This window comes from Halobacterium sp. CBA1132 (genome assembly GCF_001485535.1).
Taxonomy (GTDB): domain Archaea; phylum Halobacteriota; class Halobacteria; order Halobacteriales; family Halobacteriaceae; genus Halobacterium.
The window spans coordinates 66,689-83,836 of sequence record NZ_BCMZ01000003.1 but is presented as its reverse complement, the minus strand read 5'-3'; the positions used below and the strand labels follow the sequence as shown (position 1 = coordinate 83,836).

General features: G+C 55.7%; 13 protein-coding genes and 1 pseudogene. 5 read left to right on the top strand and 9 right to left on the bottom strand.

Features of this window, described 5'->3' with window-relative positions:
- Window positions 1-3 precede the first annotated feature (3 nt).
- The 4 genes from AVZ66_RS15245 to AVZ66_RS15990 form a co-directional block, all read right to left on the bottom strand.
- Window positions 4-1,182 (bottom strand): tubulin/FtsZ family protein, encoded by a 1,179-nt coding sequence (locus AVZ66_RS15245; RefSeq protein ID WP_058985018.1) that lies wholly within the window; start codon window positions 1,180-1,182, stop codon window positions 4-6.
- Window positions 1,183-1,525: 343 nt separating this feature from the next.
- Window positions 1,526-2,248, bottom strand: coding sequence for a homing endonuclease associated repeat-containing protein (locus tag AVZ66_RS16475; RefSeq protein ID WP_157575746.1), 723 nt, complete (start codon window positions 2,246-2,248; stop codon window positions 1,526-1,528).
- Between the two features lie 38 nt (window positions 2,249-2,286).
- Window positions 2,287-2,457, bottom strand: coding sequence for an HVO_0758 family zinc finger protein (locus AVZ66_RS17140; RefSeq protein ID WP_331456491.1), 171 nt, complete (start codon window positions 2,455-2,457; stop codon window positions 2,287-2,289).
- Between the two features lie 268 nt (window positions 2,458-2,725).
- The gene (locus AVZ66_RS15990; RefSeq protein ID WP_082678918.1) at window positions 2,726-3,346 is read right to left on the bottom strand and encodes a TetR/AcrR family transcriptional regulator; all 621 of its coding nucleotides are present in this window, start codon (window positions 3,344-3,346) and stop codon (window positions 2,726-2,728) included.
- 227 nt (window positions 3,347-3,573) lie between these two features.
- Here AVZ66_RS15990 and AVZ66_RS15240 point away from each other — a divergent pair, with 227 nt between their 5' ends.
- The 5 genes from AVZ66_RS15240 to AVZ66_RS15225 all read left to right on the top strand — a co-directional run bounded on the left by AVZ66_RS15240 (window position 3,574) and on the right by AVZ66_RS15225 (window position 11,853).
- Entirely contained in the window at window positions 3,574-4,821 is a 1,248-nt protein-coding gene (locus AVZ66_RS15240; protein WP_197407830.1) for a COG1361 S-layer family protein, read from the top strand.
- Window positions 4,818-5,180, top strand: coding sequence for a COG1361 S-layer family protein (locus AVZ66_RS16795; RefSeq protein ID WP_197407829.1), 363 nt, complete (start codon window positions 4,818-4,820; stop codon window positions 5,178-5,180). The genes AVZ66_RS15240 and AVZ66_RS16795 overlap by 4 nt, the downstream gene beginning before the upstream one ends.
- Window positions 5,181-5,207: 27 nt before the next feature.
- Window positions 5,208-7,454 (top strand): RND family transporter, encoded by a 2,247-nt coding sequence (locus AVZ66_RS15235; protein WP_058985017.1) that lies wholly within the window; start codon window positions 5,208-5,210, stop codon window positions 7,452-7,454.
- 334 nt (window positions 7,455-7,788) lie between these two features.
- Window positions 7,789-9,384, top strand: coding sequence for a COG1361 S-layer family protein (locus tag AVZ66_RS16990; protein ID WP_231727233.1), 1,596 nt, complete (start codon window positions 7,789-7,791; stop codon window positions 9,382-9,384).
- Window positions 9,385-9,387: 3 nt separating this feature from the next.
- Complete coding sequence (locus AVZ66_RS15225) at window positions 9,388-11,853, top strand: RND family transporter (RefSeq protein WP_058985015.1); 2,466 nt, start codon at window positions 9,388-9,390, stop codon at window positions 11,851-11,853.
- A gap of 1,397 nt (window positions 11,854-13,250) precedes the next feature.
- On the opposite strand, the gene AVZ66_RS15220 is transcribed toward AVZ66_RS15225, so the two are convergent.
- The 5 genes and pseudogenes from AVZ66_RS15220 to AVZ66_RS15980 form a co-directional block, all read right to left on the bottom strand.
- Window positions 13,251-14,474: an RNA-guided endonuclease TnpB family protein gene (locus tag AVZ66_RS15220; protein WP_058985014.1), complete on the bottom strand. Its 1,224-nt coding sequence runs from the start codon at window positions 14,472-14,474 to the stop codon at window positions 13,251-13,253.
- A 259-nt stretch (window positions 14,475-14,733) separates the two neighbouring features.
- Entirely contained in the window at window positions 14,734-14,919 is a 186-nt protein-coding gene (locus tag AVZ66_RS15215; RefSeq protein WP_231727232.1) for a hypothetical protein, read from the bottom strand.
- Window positions 14,916-15,224, bottom strand: coding sequence for an AbrB/MazE/SpoVT family DNA-binding domain-containing protein (locus AVZ66_RS15210; RefSeq protein WP_058985013.1), 309 nt, complete (start codon window positions 15,222-15,224; stop codon window positions 14,916-14,918). The genes AVZ66_RS15215 and AVZ66_RS15210 overlap by 4 nt, the downstream gene beginning before the upstream one ends.
- Window positions 15,225-15,819: 595 nt before the next feature.
- Window positions 15,820-16,095: a PadR family transcriptional regulator gene (locus AVZ66_RS15205; RefSeq protein ID WP_058985012.1), complete on the bottom strand. Its 276-nt coding sequence runs from the start codon at window positions 16,093-16,095 to the stop codon at window positions 15,820-15,822.
- Between the two features lie 53 nt (window positions 16,096-16,148).
- A pseudogene (locus AVZ66_RS15980) lies at window positions 16,149-16,876 on the bottom strand (IS6 family transposase).
- Window positions 16,877-17,148: the final 272 nt, after the last annotated feature.

Below are 17,148 nucleotides of genomic sequence, written 5' to 3'. Positions count from 1 at the left end.
CGGCTACACAACAGGGTCGAGATCGTCGTTTTCGTCGGTGATCAGATTATTGATTTCCTCTTCACGAACGGCTTCCTGTTCAGCAATTTTCTCCTGGGCGTCGACGGCTTGGTTTTGGATCTCCTCGATACGCGGGGTTTCAGTCACGTTTGAGAGGAGGACCGCTGCGGCAAGCTGTGGGGACTGCTTCCGTGGGTCGTCACCCACGAGGACCTCAACGGTGTCAGCTTCTTGTTCGAGCCATTGGCGTGCACTCTCGATGCCTTTTCGAGAGAATTCACTTGGCGGCCCCGAGAGGACAACGAGGGCGCGGTCAGCACTTGAAACTTCAGCCGGAACTGTAAGACGTGAATTCACGGCACGCCGAACTAAACCCTGAATTTTCGTCGCCTTACTTCCCTCATCTACCACGTCAGTTTGGTCGTCACTCCAGCGATCAAGCAGGCCGTCATCAGCGTTATTCTCGACGTCGGTTGCCGCATAGCCGATCGTTGATACGCCGCCAGTGTCCAGTGTCCGAATAATGTCACTGGAGTCCATCGCGTTCTCGGCAACTTCCGAATCATCAGTCTCGCCGGCAGCAAGTAGTGTAACAAGGCGAGCCGCCAACTCACGGTTCATCTGCTCGTATCCTTCTTCTATTGTCTGTTCACGGGCTCGCCAAGCGTCGTTATCGAACCCGATGAAGTTATCAACTTTATTGACAAATGATTGGAGGGAGCGGGCCGCATTCAGTGCTGGCCGACCGCCCTCGTATTCGCCCGGAAGAACACCGAGCCCGTATACCGGCTCATCATACATCTCTTGGAGGGCGTCAATCACGACTGGGCCACCACCACTGCCAGTACCACCACCGAGCCCTGCCACAACAAGAATCGCGTCGACCTCGTGAATCTCGATGTTGTCGAACGCTCGCCGAATCTCGTCGAGGTCCGCCTTTGCGACTTCGGCGCCGATTTCAACGTCACCGCCAACCCCATGACCCTTGGCTTTCTGGTTCGTATCGCCAATCAGAAGCCGTCGGTTCTCAGGGATGTAATCCGGCTTTGCTAGGTCCGTTCGTGCCGTGTTAATTGCGTGGACGTGTTGGCAAAGGTTTCGGTCAGTCCGTGACTCGAACTCGACCATGCGGTCGACAATTTTACTACCCGCATTCCCGACCCCAATCGTAGCGAGTTTCATCAAGAAGCCATACCCGCGCAAGAGTATTTAAACTCCGGGGAGCCGTATTCGGCTAGCTGCAAGTAGTCTATCACTCCGATATTGTGGGACTACCCGTGTCCGAAAGAAGTGGAGACTGGTAATTGGACTGGGAACCCGAAACTCCCACCGCTCGGGGTTTCCCCACATTTACGCGGAGGGGAGTGCTGCCAAATACATCCGAGAGACACATCAATTTTCTATCAGGTAGATAGGTAGAGTGCCAGATTGTGTTTCGGCACTATTAAGCTACCTATGGCTAAAAACAGCGGTTTTCACCTTGCTCTTTCTATAACTCCTTACTCCATCGAAGATATGTTGGAGGCTAGGTGTGTTCGTCATGTAGTGCTTCGTCAATGGCGTTCGACCACGAACCAAATGCGTTAACGTACGTATTGTGGCTGCGCTCCCCATACTCATTCATCTCACGTTGTGTTGGCTGCTTGTTCAATTTGTCGGCAAGTTGTTGCAAGTCCGTTCGTAATTCGTCTTTTGTTAACTTTGCTGATGGCTCGAATCCAGCAGCCTCCAGGGCATCATTCCATGATCCAAACCGCCGCACATAGGTTTTAGGGTCATATGCGCCCTGTTCTTCCATCTCACGAAAGGTTGGTCGCTTATCCAGTTGCTGGCCAAGGTGTGTAAGCTCATTAAGAAGGTCGTCATCACTAATCCGGCCCGAGAGATAGTCCGGGTTATAGCCAGCAGCGGCAATCGCTGCTGCCCATGAGTCAAAATGGTTCTTATACGTAGACCCCCAATACTCTCCCTGCTCGTTCATTTCCTTGATTGTCGGTGGGCGCCCGAACTTCTCCGCCAACCGCTGGAGTTCTTCAACTAGTTTTTCATCTGGAATCGCAGATTGTGGTGGACGTGGTTCAAACCCGGCTACTTCTAGGGCCGCTTGCCAGGACCCAAAGTGTGTATAATACACCTGCCGACTGTACGCTGTCTCGTCTTCTATCTCTTGTAATGTTGGTGGTCGGCCGTATTCTGCGGCTAATTCTTTAATTGCTGTGAGGAGTTCGTCATCAGAATATCCAACCATAGCTCGTATTTGTTCGACTCCAACTCAAATATCCTTACTTATGGCAGCTGGCGCCACTGACTACCACATTCCGGACATGCACGAATCGACCCGACATCATCCGGGTTATTCTCCGTAACAAGTTGTTCTCCGCATTGTGTGCACGTTAACCGTTCGTACATATCCTTCGAGATATCGTCTTGCCGGAGTCCACGACGGACAGAATCCATGTGTTCCTCGCTGTAACTCAACCGAGTAAACTCTATTGATAGAGATACGAGCGCATAGCTCCGCCTTCCCGGCAGAAGGCCGGTGACGATGACTCGGCTGAGGATGAGGCCTCTTTGACCGGGCCACAAGACAGCCACGCCGATGCTGACACCAAGCAGACGACGCCTGGAACGGATGCGTCTTGAAACCAACAGGCCGCTTCGCTGGGACTGAAATCCCGTGGTGGGATTCCTCCGCGTTCACGTGGAGGAGGAGGTCAATGGACGGCTACTTAATCAGGATCACGCGGAGATACTCGTGGATTGCTTCATGAACCGGGTTGAGATCGACTGTTGTCGTCACACGACGTGACAGCACACCTGTTGCAAGTGTTACGAGGAGGGCAGCAATCGGTTCTGTCGCTATATCACGGAAGTCTCCACTAGCGATACCGCGCTGAATAATATCTACGATATGGGCTTGCTGGAGTCGCTCAATCTCTGTTACCTTCTCCTGATACGGTTCGGCATACGTGGCTTGTGCTCGGATTTGGAGGAACACCTGCAGTGTCGGCTCTGCTGGTGGTGAGACGGCTCCTTTTGATGAAACAGATCGGCCAAAGATAACTTGATCGATGAACAACTTCAGTTTCTGTAATGGGGTTGCGTCATCCGGCTGCATGATTCGATATTCGAGTTCTGCCATAACATAATCAACAAGAGACAGTAGGAGAGTATCTTTATCCGAGTAGTGATGATAGACTGATGATTTTTGAATGCCAACTTCGTCTGCAATTCGGTTCATCGAAAGACCGTCATAGCCGTGTTTTTGGACGACAAGAAAGGCGGCCCGAAGGATTTCCTCACGGGTATCGTTAGGAGGCCCTTCAAACGGGCTGTTCGTTGGCATATGTTTACTTTATTGACTACCGGGTTTGAACTTGCGGCTTCTCTGGATATCTTTCCGACAGACAAAAGTTTATAGGCTCCCGAACGTTCGGTAGATATACTAATGGGATTAGCGTTAGTTGATTCAGGCAGCAGTCACAAACGACGCTTCAACTGCTTTGTCAATTCAGCGACACCCAAGACATCCACTCAGCACTCATGAAACGGGTTCATCTTCCAGCAATCCTCATGGTTGTACTCGTTGTTGGGTCCATCGGGACTGCTGGCCTCTCTGGGACGGTTGCTGCACAGGAATCTGGCGAGGTGATTGGCCAGCCAAACATCTCGTTTGCAACAACCACCGGTGACGTTTCTGCTGGGAAAACTGATACACTATCGTTGTCGATTACGAATCGTGGGAAAATCGACAAAGGCGGTCCCTCACAGTACGAAAATCGAGTGACAACAGCTCGCGGGATGACGATGAGTCTCGATGACGAAAATTCCCCGATTGACATAAACGTCGGGGAACTTGCGGTTGGTAACGTCCCGACTGGCTCCAGTCAGGTTGACGTCCCGATTACGGTTGCAGAGAGTGCTGAGCCGGGGACGTACAAAATCCCGGTTGAATACGAGTACCAGTACACGCGCGCTGTCGATTACGATGCCTACGGTGCCGAGTACAGCGACTTCACCCGCACACAAACCGGCTCCATCACCGTTGCTGTGACCGAGGAAGCCCAATTCGAAGTTGTGTCCGAGGGCACCAACAATGTCTTTGCGGGCGACACCGGAAATCTCTCGTTCACTCTCAAGAACACGGGCACGCGGACCGCAACTGCAGCGTCCGTCCGACTCTCCACGCAGTCATCGTCGATTTACTTCGGCTCGCGGTCGAGTGCGTCGGCTTCGACGAGCCTCTACGTGCCATCACTGGACCCCGGTGAGAAAACAACGCTCTCCACGCAGGTCGGCGCCGGGAGCGAAACCGCAGCTGGTTCGTATCCAGCCGATGTCGTCGTCTCCTATCGAAACCACAATGGTGTCATAGAGACATCCGATACGCTCACAACAGGTGTGACGGTACGTCCGGAGCGGTCCTTTGAGTTGCGTGATGTCTCCACGGAGAACTTCCGCGTTGACGAATCGGAGGCACGAATCAACGCGACGATTGTCAACACTGGCCCTGGCAACGCCCAAAACGTCGCGGTACAGCTCGGACAAACGTCGACGGTGACAGCAACGAACGGTGAGTCATCAGTCGGTGACCTTGCTGTCGGGGAATCCGCGTCAGTCTCGTTTACCGTCTCAATTCCAGCCAGCGCTGAACCTGGAACGAATACCTTCCCGTTCACTGTGCAGTATGAGAATGCCGACGGTGATGTCCGAACGACGGAGACGCCAATCCGGAAGTCAATCATGATTAGCTCCGAGCGTGCCCCTTCACAATCACGACCGTCTCAACGGGCGTCACATCTGGTGGCAGCGATTCAGTGACGGTCGGCATCCGCTACAACGGTGACCAGGCGGTTTCCGCGACGAACGCTAAGCTCTTCGTGAGTGACCCGATCTCGACGTCGGACGATAGCGCGTACCTCGGGACGATGGAGCCCGGTGAGACGATGAATGCGACGTTCACCGCCAGTGCCGGCTCTGCTGCTCTCGTCAAGGAGTATGATGCTTCTATCGAGGTCCGCTACGACGACGCCGATGGCGACACGAAGTACACCGATGGACTCTCGATTGGCATCCCAGTCTCACCCGCGAGCGGCGGTCTTCCCGTTCCGCTTCCGGTGATTGCCGGTGTCGTGCTCATCGCTGCGGGCGGCGCCTATGTCCTCTACCGTCGCCGATGATGGGACGCACACACGGGGGGACCACGCATGGCTAAGCTCCGCGGAATCTTCGCGTCAATTGGCGACCGGGTGCAGGCGCGCCCAATAGCGACAATTGCGCTCGCTGTTCTCCTCATCTTCGTCTCCGTCGGCGGCGCGGCACAGATTACGAGCGTCACCGGCGACTCGGCGTTCGTCTCTGATAATCCGACGTATGATGCGTACTCTGAGTCGTTCAGCCGCGGTAGCGTCGCGGTCCTCATCCGTGGCGATGTCACGGAACCGTCGACGATTCGCGCGATCGACAGACTCGACCAACGGATGGGTGAGACAGCGAATGTCTACAGCGTTACCAGCCCAGCCGACCGCGTAAGAGCTGAGTACGGACGGATTCCTGACTCGGAACGGAAAATCGAATCCGTGCTCGGCTCACCAGACTACGCGATCGTAAGTATCACTACTGATACGGGGCTCTCACAGCAGGAAGAACGCCCGATCTACGACCGGGCGGTTGATGTCAAACAGTGGGCGAACTTCCCGGCCGGCGTCTCCGTGACCGTTACTGGGAGCGCTGCTTTCTCCGCACAGATGTCAAGCGTCATCCAACAGAGTACTACCCAGCTTCTCGGGCTGGCAGTTGGGCTGATGGTAGTGGCGTTGTTCTTCCTCTTTCGCGGGGTTCGGTTGCGCCTCTTGCCGATCGTCGCTGTTTTCGTTGGTGTCATCTACACCTTCGGCGCAATCGGCTACCTTGGTATTCCGAACTCAACGCTGACAAGTGCGGTGTTCCCTATCCTCATCGGGCTAGGCATTGATTACTCCGTGCAGTTCCACGAGCGCTACGAAGAAGAACTGGAACGACATCCCCCCCGGACAGCGCTCCCAATTGCCCTCGGCGGTGTCGGTCCACCCGTACTCATCGCGATGCTTGCGGCCGCGCTCGGCTTTGCCGCAACGTGGGTGTCCACGACGTCACCCGCAACCATCTGGTTCGCGCAGACGTCCATTCTTGGCGTTCTGCTCACGTACGCCACCGGAATCCTCGTGTTGCTATCCCTGCTGACGATTTACGTCCGCTGGCGGTATGATGGTGAAATTGAGGCATCCTCGGATGCCGATAATGAGGTATCGACAGAGGACCGACTCACTGGTGTCGGCACTGTCGGGCAACTTATAGGACGCGTTTCACGTGTCTTTGCCTCACACCCGAAAACGGTGCTGATGCTTGCACTTGTGCTCGCGGGTGTCGGCTTTCAGGTAAGCTCGTCGCTGGATACGATGACAGACACCAACGAGTTTATTCCGCAAGATTTGCCGGCATACGTTGACCTCCAGCAGTTCCAGTCTGTTACGGGCGGGGGGTCAAGTGCGAGCTATAGTATGCTCGTCACCGGCACAAATCTGCGAGACCCCGAGGTGTTACACTGGATGCAACGCTTTGGCGATGTTGCGAGCGGGACACCACTTATTCAGGGTGTTGATTCGCCCGCGACACTTGTTGCAGCCCATAATGGTGGTGAGATTCCCCAGACTGAGGCGGGTGTCAAACGTGTCCTCGCCGAGATTCCACAGCAAACTCGCGAGCGGTATTATAACGATGGACGCGCTCATGTAACCGTCTCGACGGTCCAGGATATGAACAGTGCTGAGGTACTCTCGTTCCTGGATAATGCTGAGAGCGCGATTGATCACAGTAATCCGCCGTCCGGTGTCAGCGCTAAGGTTACTGGGACAGCCGCAATTTCGACGCCATCAATTATCTCACAGATCGATTCACGGAACGTGACAACGGCCTTGGGTGTGCTGTTCGTTCTTGGGCTGTTGTTGTGCTACTACCGTGATATCGTGAAGGCTGTCGCGCCGCTCGTGCCGATGATATTCGTGCTTGGCTGGCAGAATATCTATATGTATGAGCTCGGAATTCCAGTGTCGCCGCTGGGCGCTAGCCTGGGCGCGATGACTGTCGGGATTGGCGCCGAGTACACGATTATTCTGATGGAGCGCTACTACGAGGAAAAAGCCCGGGGCGGCGTGAGTAAGCTCGATGCCGTACAAATCGCCTCGTCGCGCGTCGGAAAGGCAATCAGTGTTTCAGGGATGACAACGGTCTTTGGATTCTCTGCACTGATTCTCTCCCCGTTCCCGATTCTTAGTGGCTTCGGCTTCCTTACCGTCGGTGTTATCTTCCTGACATTGCTCGCGTCGCTTGTCACGCTTCCCCCGACGCTCGTCCTTCTTGATGGCCTTGCGGAGCATGTGCACAACTACCGGACGTCACGCGGTCAGTCGGCCTAACGACCGGCCCCGTCTTTTGTATTGGGTAGTCGATGAGACGCTGTACGCAACGGACTTGGTTTTCACGGAAGACGAGACACGGGTGTAGGACCACCTTTCAACAGCGATAGAGTCCCACCGTTCATCACGGAGAGGATATTATAGTAGTAGATGATACTTCCTAAACACGAAGCTTGATGCCCTCACGACTGGTCGGTAAGTGTATATCAATGAATACAACCCTAGTTAGTTTAGCCACCCATCAGAAGCGACGTTTCGGCCGCTTCACGAACCCAGAGACGCCCGATATCCTCAGTCCTCACTCATGAAACGGGTTCATCTTCCAGCAATCCTCATGGTTGTACTCGTTGTTGGGTCCATCGGGACTGCTGGCCTCTCTGGGACGGTTGCTGCACAGGAATCTGGCGAGGTGATTGGCCAGCCAAACATCTCGTTTGCAACAACCACCGGTGACGTTTCTGCTGGGAAAACTGATACACTATCGTTGTCGATTACGAATCGTGGGAAAATCGACAAAGGCGGTCCCTCACAGTACGAAAATCGAGTGACAACAGCTCGCGGGATGACGATGAGTCTCGATGACGAAAATTCCCCGATTGACATAAACGTCGGGGAACTTGCGGTTGGTAACGTCCCGACTGGCTCCAGTCAGGTTGACGTCCCGATTACGGTTGCAGAGAGTGCTGAGCCGGGGACGTACAAAATCCCGGTTGAATACGAGTACCAGTACACGCGCGCTGTCGATTACGATGCCTACGGTGCCGAGTACAGCGACTTCACCCGCACACAAACCGGCTCCATCACCGTTGCTGTGACCGAGGACGCCCGATTCGAAGTTGTTGCCATCCAAGGGGCTGCGCAAGTTGGTGATAATAGTGACGTCTCGGTAACGATTCGGAACACCGGCTCACAGCTCGCCCGGGGCGCAAGTGTCACCGTCAACTCGCGGAGCAACGCTTTAACGTTCGATAGTGGGGGAATGAGTGCATCTTCCTACGTTGGTGATTGGCAATCGGGCGAAACACGCGAGGTTAATTACAGTGTTGCACTCGCTCCGGACGCAACCCAGCGTGGATATACGCTTGATCTCACCGTGAACTATGATGATACAGACGGGATCAGCCAAACTTCGGAGCCAATCACGGCTGGCGTCGAGACAATCGCTAAACAAGCATTCCGCTTCAGTGAGGTCACCAGTTCGCTTCGTGTCGGCGAAGACGGCGAGGTTGTCGGGACGGTCACGAATCAAGGCCCACAAACGGCTCATAGTGTCGTTGTTCGGTATGCCGGTACGACGCAAACGGTCATTCCGATTGAGGACTCCGTCGCAGTCGGCTCCTTAGCGGCTGGTGAATCTACGTCGTTCCGACTGCCAATCGAAGTCAGTAGCGAAGCGGAGGCTGGCGCAAAATCGCTTGATTTCGCCGTTGACTATCGGAATTTGGACCGTGACCAACGGACATATGACAAGCTGGATATCCGGGCAGCTGTCGCACCGGAACGCGACCAGTTCAGCGTTGAGCTTGCCGAGCAGTCGATTGAGACGGGCGGCTCACGGACAATCTCAGTCGAGGTGACGAACAACCTCAACGAGACTGTCACCGATGTTGAGGCCCGCCTGTTCGCTGATAATCCCCTTGATACCGGTGATGCTGACACGGGCTACAGGGAGGCACTTGATCCGGATGAAACGGTTACGATGACATTCGAACTGACCGCAGCCGGCTCTGCAACGCCAGAGAAGACCTACCCAATCTCCTTTGATTTCCGGTACGATGACGAGCGTGGCAACAGCCAGCTAACGAATACGATGCGTGTCCCGATCGATGTTGTCGAAAGTAGCGGTGGCGGGCTGCCGATTCCGCTGATTGCCGGCGTCATCGTCGTCGTCGGTGGGGCCGCAGCAGTTCTCTGGTACCGGAGGCAGTAACTGATGGGAACCGGCGACCGGATTAAGGCGGCGGCGAGACGACTGAACGAGACGATTGTCTCGCAACCGCGGACGGTCGTGGTTGTTTTCCTTGTGCTTACCCTCCTGTTTACGGGTGGCTTCGGACTCATCTCAACGGAAACCGATGCCACTGGATCGTTCACTGATAACCTCCAGGAGCAGCAAGCACTGGATAAAGTCAACGAAGAGTTTGAGGACCCCTTTGAGCCAAGTAGCGAATCAACGCAGCTGATTCACACTGGCGACAACGTACTCAGCAAAGAGGCACTCACACGGAATATTCAGCTCATTGAGCACATCGAAACCCGTGATGACCTCCGAATGGGGAACGCAGCGGGGCCTGCCCCAATCGTTGCGCAAACACTTGACCCGACAGCGACAACGACTGCCGAACAGCGCCGTGTTCTCGAGACGGCAAGCCAGTCCGAAGTGCGACAGGCGGTCCGCGAACTAGCCGAGTCCCCCCAGCTCACAGCGGTGATTGCCGAGGACTTTAACCCGAGGTCGGCCTCGGCAACCGCATCAATTACGTCCATCTCCCACGATGTCCCACAGGGCTTCACTGACGACGGCCTCACCGAGATACAGACGTCCATCCAGACGCTTGCAAACAACGGACCGGGCGAAATTCGAGCCTTCGGGGCGGGCATCACAAACGCCGAAATGGGGAACGTAATCGGCGATTCTCTGACGATTGTGATGCCCGTTGTGGTGGTGCTCCTACTGATCTTCTTGATCGTTGCCTACCGGGACCCGATCGACCTGCTTCTTGGGTTATTAGCGCTCTTAATGACGGTCATCTGGACGTTCGGCTTCTTGGGCTACTCCGGAATCCCGTTTAACCAACAGATGATCTCCGTCCCGGTTCTGCTGCTTGCCGTCGGGGTTGACTTCGGGATTCACATCATTAATCGCTATCGCGAGGAAACCGTCCAGGGATTCGAACCAACCGAGGCGATGCGAACCGCAAACAACCAGTTGCTGATTGCGTTCGTCATTGTGACCGTCACAACGGTCTTCGGGTTCGGCGCAAACGTCATCTCGGATCTCACTCCGATCCGGAATATGGGAATTGCCTCGAGTGCGGGGATTATCTTCACGTTCCTCATCTTCGGGTTGTTCCTGCCGGCGGCGAAACTCGTGGTCGATCAGTGGCGCGAACGACTTGGGGTCCCGGAGTTCAATTCACAGCCGATCGCGTCCGAAGGGTCGGCACTCAGTCGTGTGCTGTCGCTGCCTGCCGTTGTGAGCCGGTATGCACCGGTCATCTTTGTTCTCGTGTTGCTGCTTACTGGCGGTGCTGCCGCTGCATATGGCACTGGCGTCGACACGTCCTTCGAACAGGAGGATTTCCTCCCACCGGAAAACCAACCCGGCTACGTCACAGCGCTCCCGGAGCCGTTCGCACCCGGGGAATACACCGTCACGGAGACGACGAATCTGCTGGAGGACAAGTTCGCAACAAACCAGGACCAGTCAGTAAAATTGTATATCGAGGGGTCATTTGAAAACGACCACGCGCTCGAAGCCCTCGTCAAGCCGAATAACGACCCCCCAGATTCACTTGCCGTTGGCGATGGGGGCGGCACTCGCGCCCGAAGTATCGTTACGGTGATCCAGTCCTATGCTGAACAGAATCGCGAGTTTGCTGCTCTCGTTAATCGGAACGACCTGAACGACAACGGGATTCCAGATCAGAACCTTGACCGGATTTACGATGAGCTCTTCGCGTCGACGGCTGGCCCACAGGCGGCACAGTATCTGACCGAGGACCGGCAGGCAGCACAAGTTGACTACACCATCGATTCGGATGCATCACAGGCTGCTGCAGCTGCCGATGCCCGTGCGTTCGCTGAGGACTTCCGCTATCGAACAACGGCAACGGGACAGATTGTTGTCTTTGATGCCGTTATCAGCCTCATCTTCTCGTCAGCTATCCAGGGCTTAATTTTGGCGGTCGGCCTTACCGCCGTCTTCCTGGTCATCGCGTACGGACTGTTAGAACGCAAACCGATGCTCGGGGTTGTTAACGTGTTCCCGATTCTCGTTGCAGTTGCCTACTTAATGGGGACGATGCGGTATCTTGGAATGTCATTAAATGCGCTAACAGCAACCATTCTCTCCATCTCAATCGGGCTTGGCATCGCCTACTCGGTCCACACCACCCACCGGTTTATCGACGAGTTCAACGAGAGTGATAATGCGCACCTCGCCATGGTTCGAACCCTTACCGGGACTGGTGGGGCACTCCTCGGGAGCATGCTCACGACGTCACTCGGAACTGGCGCGCTCGCACTTGCAATTACGCCGGTCCTGGGTGACTTCGGGCTGCTGATGGCAATTAGCGTTACGTACTCGTTTATCTTCTCGATTATTGCGCTCCCGCCCGCAGTACTGCTGTGGGAACGATATCGGAACGCAACACCGTTTGCCGCACTCGCTAATTAGGATTCACCCGTTCTTCAAGGGGATCCTCCCGCCGTTTACACGGGACCGATGGGAATACCTTCGGGGCTTGACTCCGAGGTGATTCACCGCGTTCAACAGGGCCACAGGTCTTGTGCGTACATTGGAACCCAAACCTGGGGATGTGACAAGACACGGAACGGCTCGTTTACACACCAGAACGCTCGGCGTTCTGGGAACGGGGGTGCATCCAACAACTCCAACACCAACCACGGTCAATTCACTCTTGATGGTATCTTCGATGCGTTCGCTACGGTCTGTGAATCTCTCCTAGTTTGCTGTCGGCGTTGGCATTCTTGCGGGCATCTTTGGGCATTCGCTGGCAGCTCTCAGGGCATGTTGGCCGGGCTGGGATCGGCGTAATCAGCACTATTGTCGTCACCGTGACGTTGATCTTTCCTCTCCAGCGGAGGCATTAACGCCGGTGGGAATGCAGTCCTGGACGCCGTATTCCAAGACGACCTACCGGCTAGGGTGGGTGCAGGCAGCGGATCCGATTGCAAACTGTGTGTCACTCACGATTGGCATCGGGACAATCGTGGCCGCGTACGTCGTTGGCAGTAGCGTCTCGATACAGCTCCCGTGACCGTCGCCCACGCTAAAGAGCGAGTACCCCTCCGCGACGGCGACCGACCTACAGCGGTAACTTGCAGGTTCGTGCGCGCTTCGTCGGGATTGCCGTAAGGGTGTGGTATCCCCGACCAGTCGTCGTTGACTTACTCGAAGCGCGCAGGCCGTGCTATCGGCCTGACTTCCGTATCACTGTGTTCTTGACGGAACGGCTTGTGCAGGTGAGCGGTTGCAACTGGAGCTATCGACAACCCCCAGAATGCCCGCGGTGGTCTCAGCGTCTACTCGCGAGCCGTCGGCCCGTTCGAACGGCCCGAGGGACTTCGTCCCTCGCTGCCCGCGACTCGTGTTCCGTACCTTGCAGTGCTTGCTTCGTTGGGGTTCGCTGGGACCACCGCGCCCGTCAGTCTACCAGGCAACTCGGAAACCGGGAAGCGAACACTGGCATTGTTGTAGCTGAACAGTTCCCACACAAGACGCACGCGTCTCGGACGCCGTCAGGCCAGCGTATTCCTCGAACCAACATAGGGCAGTCACGCTGATTCAGTCCGGAACCGAGTGATCACGACATCAGCAACGTCATCGTAGTCACCATCGGCACCAACGAGAAGCATCCCGTCAACGTGGACGACAGTTCTAAGCGCAAACGCATCACCAAGCGCCGGCGAGTCCCGGAATTTGAACTCGGCTGCTGACGCCCAGGTCTGTTCGGTGTCGACGCGACGGATCCCGCTTTCCTCGAGGACGTCGACGACGGCATCAGCGCGCTTCTCGCCGTCAATCGCACGGACGATGTGAACTACCCCACCCTACCGCTCGCCTGACGGCTCGCGCTTGAGGGTGGGGCTTCCTGTTTCTATGACGCGCTTTGCAGATACAGGCGTATCCACAGGAAGCGCAGTCTCCACAGGCGTTGATTCGGAGCGTCCCGCTCCTAACCGCTTCTTGATACCGCGGGAAAGAATGTTCCACGCCGCGTTCGCGTCTCTATCCGCCTCGAACCCACACGCCGGACACGAGTGTTCGCGCACCCATAGCGGCTTCTCCGTCGAGACGCCGCAGGACGCACACTCTTTGGTCGTCCCGCGAGGATTCACCGCGACGAAGTGCGTTCCTTCGCGTTCACACTTGTATTCGAGCATCCGCAGGAACGTCCCCCACGCCGCCCCCGCTCGGTTCCGAGAGTTACCCGGTAGTTCGACCAAACCCTTTGCATCGAGGTCTTCGACCGCCACGAGGTTGTACTCCCGAGCGTAGTAGTTCGACAACTTGTGCAGGAAGTCACGACGTTTCTGTTTCAGGTCAGCGTGGCGTTCGGCCACGACTCGACGCTGTTCCTCCCAATTCGCAGACCCGTTCTGTTTCCGCGAGAGGTCACGCTGTGCGCGTTCCAACCGCTCGCGCTCGTCCGAGAGGTCGAGTGATTCGATGGCGGTGCCGTCGGTGTCGTGAGCGTACTTGAGAATTCCTACGTCGATGCCGACGCACTTCTCAGGATTCTCGGGTTTCGCAGGTGGGTCGTCCGGGGTTTCGACGCCGAGGATGGCGTACCACTTCCCGGTCGGTTCCTGCTTGACCGTGACGGTCTTAATGTCGGCGTCGTCGGGGAGGTCGCGGTGGAAAGTGATGGGAAGTTCTCCGAGTTTCGAGAGCCACAGTCGCGTCCGACCGCTCGTGTTTTTGAACTTGAAGCCGGATTGACTGTAGGTGAAACTGCGGTACTCGCCCGGCGCTTTCCACTTGAGTTGACCGACGCGATAGCCGTTCTCTTTGCGACCGCGAAGCGTCGAGAGGTTGTCGTACAGCCGTTGCACGACTTTCTGAAGTACCTTCGAGTGAACTTGTTTCAGGTCGTCCCACCACTTCTTGAGACTCGGCAGGAGTTTCTGTTCGCTGTATGCCGAGGTGTCGTCGGTGCGGTTGAGTCGATGAAGGAAGTGGTTGTAGACCTGTCTACAGGTATCGACAGTCCACGCTAACTGCTCTTCGAGAGCATCGGGCGGTCGGAGTCGATACCTGTAGTTGTAGTTCACGAGCGTTCTTCGATGAGTTCGTCAAGTTGTCCGCGAACGAACGACGAGAGGTTGAGGTGGTTCTCCTCGACCCACTCGGCTTGGTCTTCGCGGATGGTGATGTTCTTCCGCCTCACTACATACGCACTATGCGCACCTGTGCGTATAGTTGTTGCGATTGCGTGGGCCTGTGGGCCGAGCGTCGGACGTGTTTGATACTCGTGCGGCGCTGTATCCCCTCCCTACTCACTCGCTTCGCTCGTTCGTTGAGGAAGGGGCCTTAGCGCCTACTTTCAGTAATTCGAACCTCAGTGAGATTAATCGCCGAAATATAGCCGTCTGCTGCGCCTTCAACGGCCTCGATGTACGTCTCTACGGTGTCGCTCCCGGGTTCGTTGCAGAAGTAGGCGATGAGTGGTTCAGCGTCGAAAACGATTGTGTCGGGAATCTCAGCCCCGTCCGTCATGTATCAGTCTCGTCGTCACCGGTGTAGCGCTGCTGTAACTCCTCTTCACTGGCTTTGTCCGCTGTGCGTTCCTTCTGGAGGTGTTCGGTTGTCGAGTGGCCCTCCTCGTCGGTCTTCCCTTCTAGAACCCCACGCAGGTCTGTCACCGAGTGGATAGGGCGAACGACGATGTCGCCATCTTTGGTTTGAATGAATTTGACGCGGCCGGGCGTGTCGATGCCTAATTGCTCGTGGAACTCCTTCAGGATCGTGGCTTGCCCACGTGACGAGACGGATACTACTTTTTCAGACTCTGCTTCACACACATTCTCAATTCAATACTTCATTTCACACATTCATAAGTATGTCTCAGCTAGCAAGCAACCCCCAGTTTAACCAACATCATCAGTCAAATCGCGCCGAGTGTTGGTTAAGACGTGAATAGTCATCCTCACAGGACCCCACATTCGACGCCGAAACAAACATCCTCGCTAAACGTCAACACGTGTTAAGGGAGCGGTCGACGACCTTGTCACGGAGTACGGGCGACTCGTCGAGGAATTGCGGGCGTTGGGCCATTTGCGGGAGCGGCTTGTGGATTTGGATACGATTCGCCGCGAGCTTGAAAGAGGGGGCACACCCACACTGGCTTCAAAGTATTCCACCATCCTCAAACCACCCCCAAGGCCCATCCAAACAAATCCTAGAACTCAACTCACAACCACCCTCAACAAGTATCGACACTCACTGGAACGCGAACCACAACCAAATCACCGAATGGACCCCGACGTCTGGCCACTCCCTGGACAACCTTGTGGGCCCGGATACAATCCGCTACGAGCGTGAGGCCCGCACTAGCACCCACCGACCGCTCACCCTCCTGCCCTGGACGGTCTGCCGGGATGGTTTGTTCGGGTGTGGCTAAGCTTCGGTGTACTGGGCTTCCCACTCCCATCGCGCTTCAATCTCGCGCTCGCCTCGCTCGGTAATCGTGTAGACGTTTGTTCGTGCGTTTTTCTGGTCTTTCTCAATCAAGCCCTTGCCAGCGAGCTCGTCGAGGCTTGGATAGAGGTGGCCGTGGTTGACCTCGGATTCGTAGTAGTTGTCGAGTTCGTCTTTGATGCCGAGGCCGTGTGGTTCGTCGAGCCCAGCAACGGCGTAGAGGACGTCCCGCTGGAATCCAGTCAAGTCGTACATGTCATTCTCGTTGGCTAGTCGGTTTTGTAAACGATTCGAAGTGGAGGCACTGTCTAGTTCTGCACTTCCTCAGCTGGCGTGTTTCCATCGAGAGCTTGATGCGGTCGTTGGCGGTTGTAGTAATGCATGAATTGCTCAAGTCATTCGTGGACGCTGGACCAACTGCCCACCCACGAGGTATGGAAGCGGTCAACCCATATTTTGAGGGTGTGAACCCATTTTCGATGCGGGTTCGGTCGGTATAGTCAACCCGACCGCTCAATCCTACTTGAGCAAGGGTAGTCCGATACCCGAACTGATCAACGAGAAACCCGCCTCAGAGAGATCGTGTTTCTCGCGGAGTCCAGCGAAGAACGCGGCCGCTGGATCGGTGCCATGCGACCCAAACAATTCGACGTCGAGGCTCAGCTTTGTGGCGAAGTCTATTGCAGCATACAACCAAGATTATTCCCTGTTACTCTTGACAGCAGTCTCGTCAACGGCGACCCGCATGGCTACGCCGTCGGTGGGTTGCCAACGATATCAGATACGCGGTGTATCCACTGAAAGATTACTTGGTGAGGAGTTCCACGCCGAATAAGCGAAGAATCTCTTTTGTTTCTCGAAGTGACAACCGGTCTGATGGAGGTGAACGGCGAACGCCCTGACGGGCGTCCTCAAAACCCAGTGGGTTCTGATGGCTTCAGGAGAGCTTTACTCTCCTGAACGTCGCCGTCCGCTCGTTCTCCCAAGATTCGTCTAAATCTGGTTTATAGCTCTTACTGAGCAGGTCTGTGAGCATCTCTGGACAAGTTACTCAACGACACGCTCACTTCTCACACTCACTTAACTAGACAGTGCCATCCACACCATTAAGTAAGATCTCGTGGGATTGGCCGGGTACGTGCTGTTTTCTCGTTCGAGCGCGGCGTTACTGGATGATTAGAATAGTGTGGACGGTGTCCGAGGGCAGCCCTCGGTGAGAGACTTACACAACCCGTGTGGTGGGACTTGACTGAGAGGAAAAAACACCTCGCGTGGTGGCGAGGCGACGGCCCTACCCGTACCGTAGGC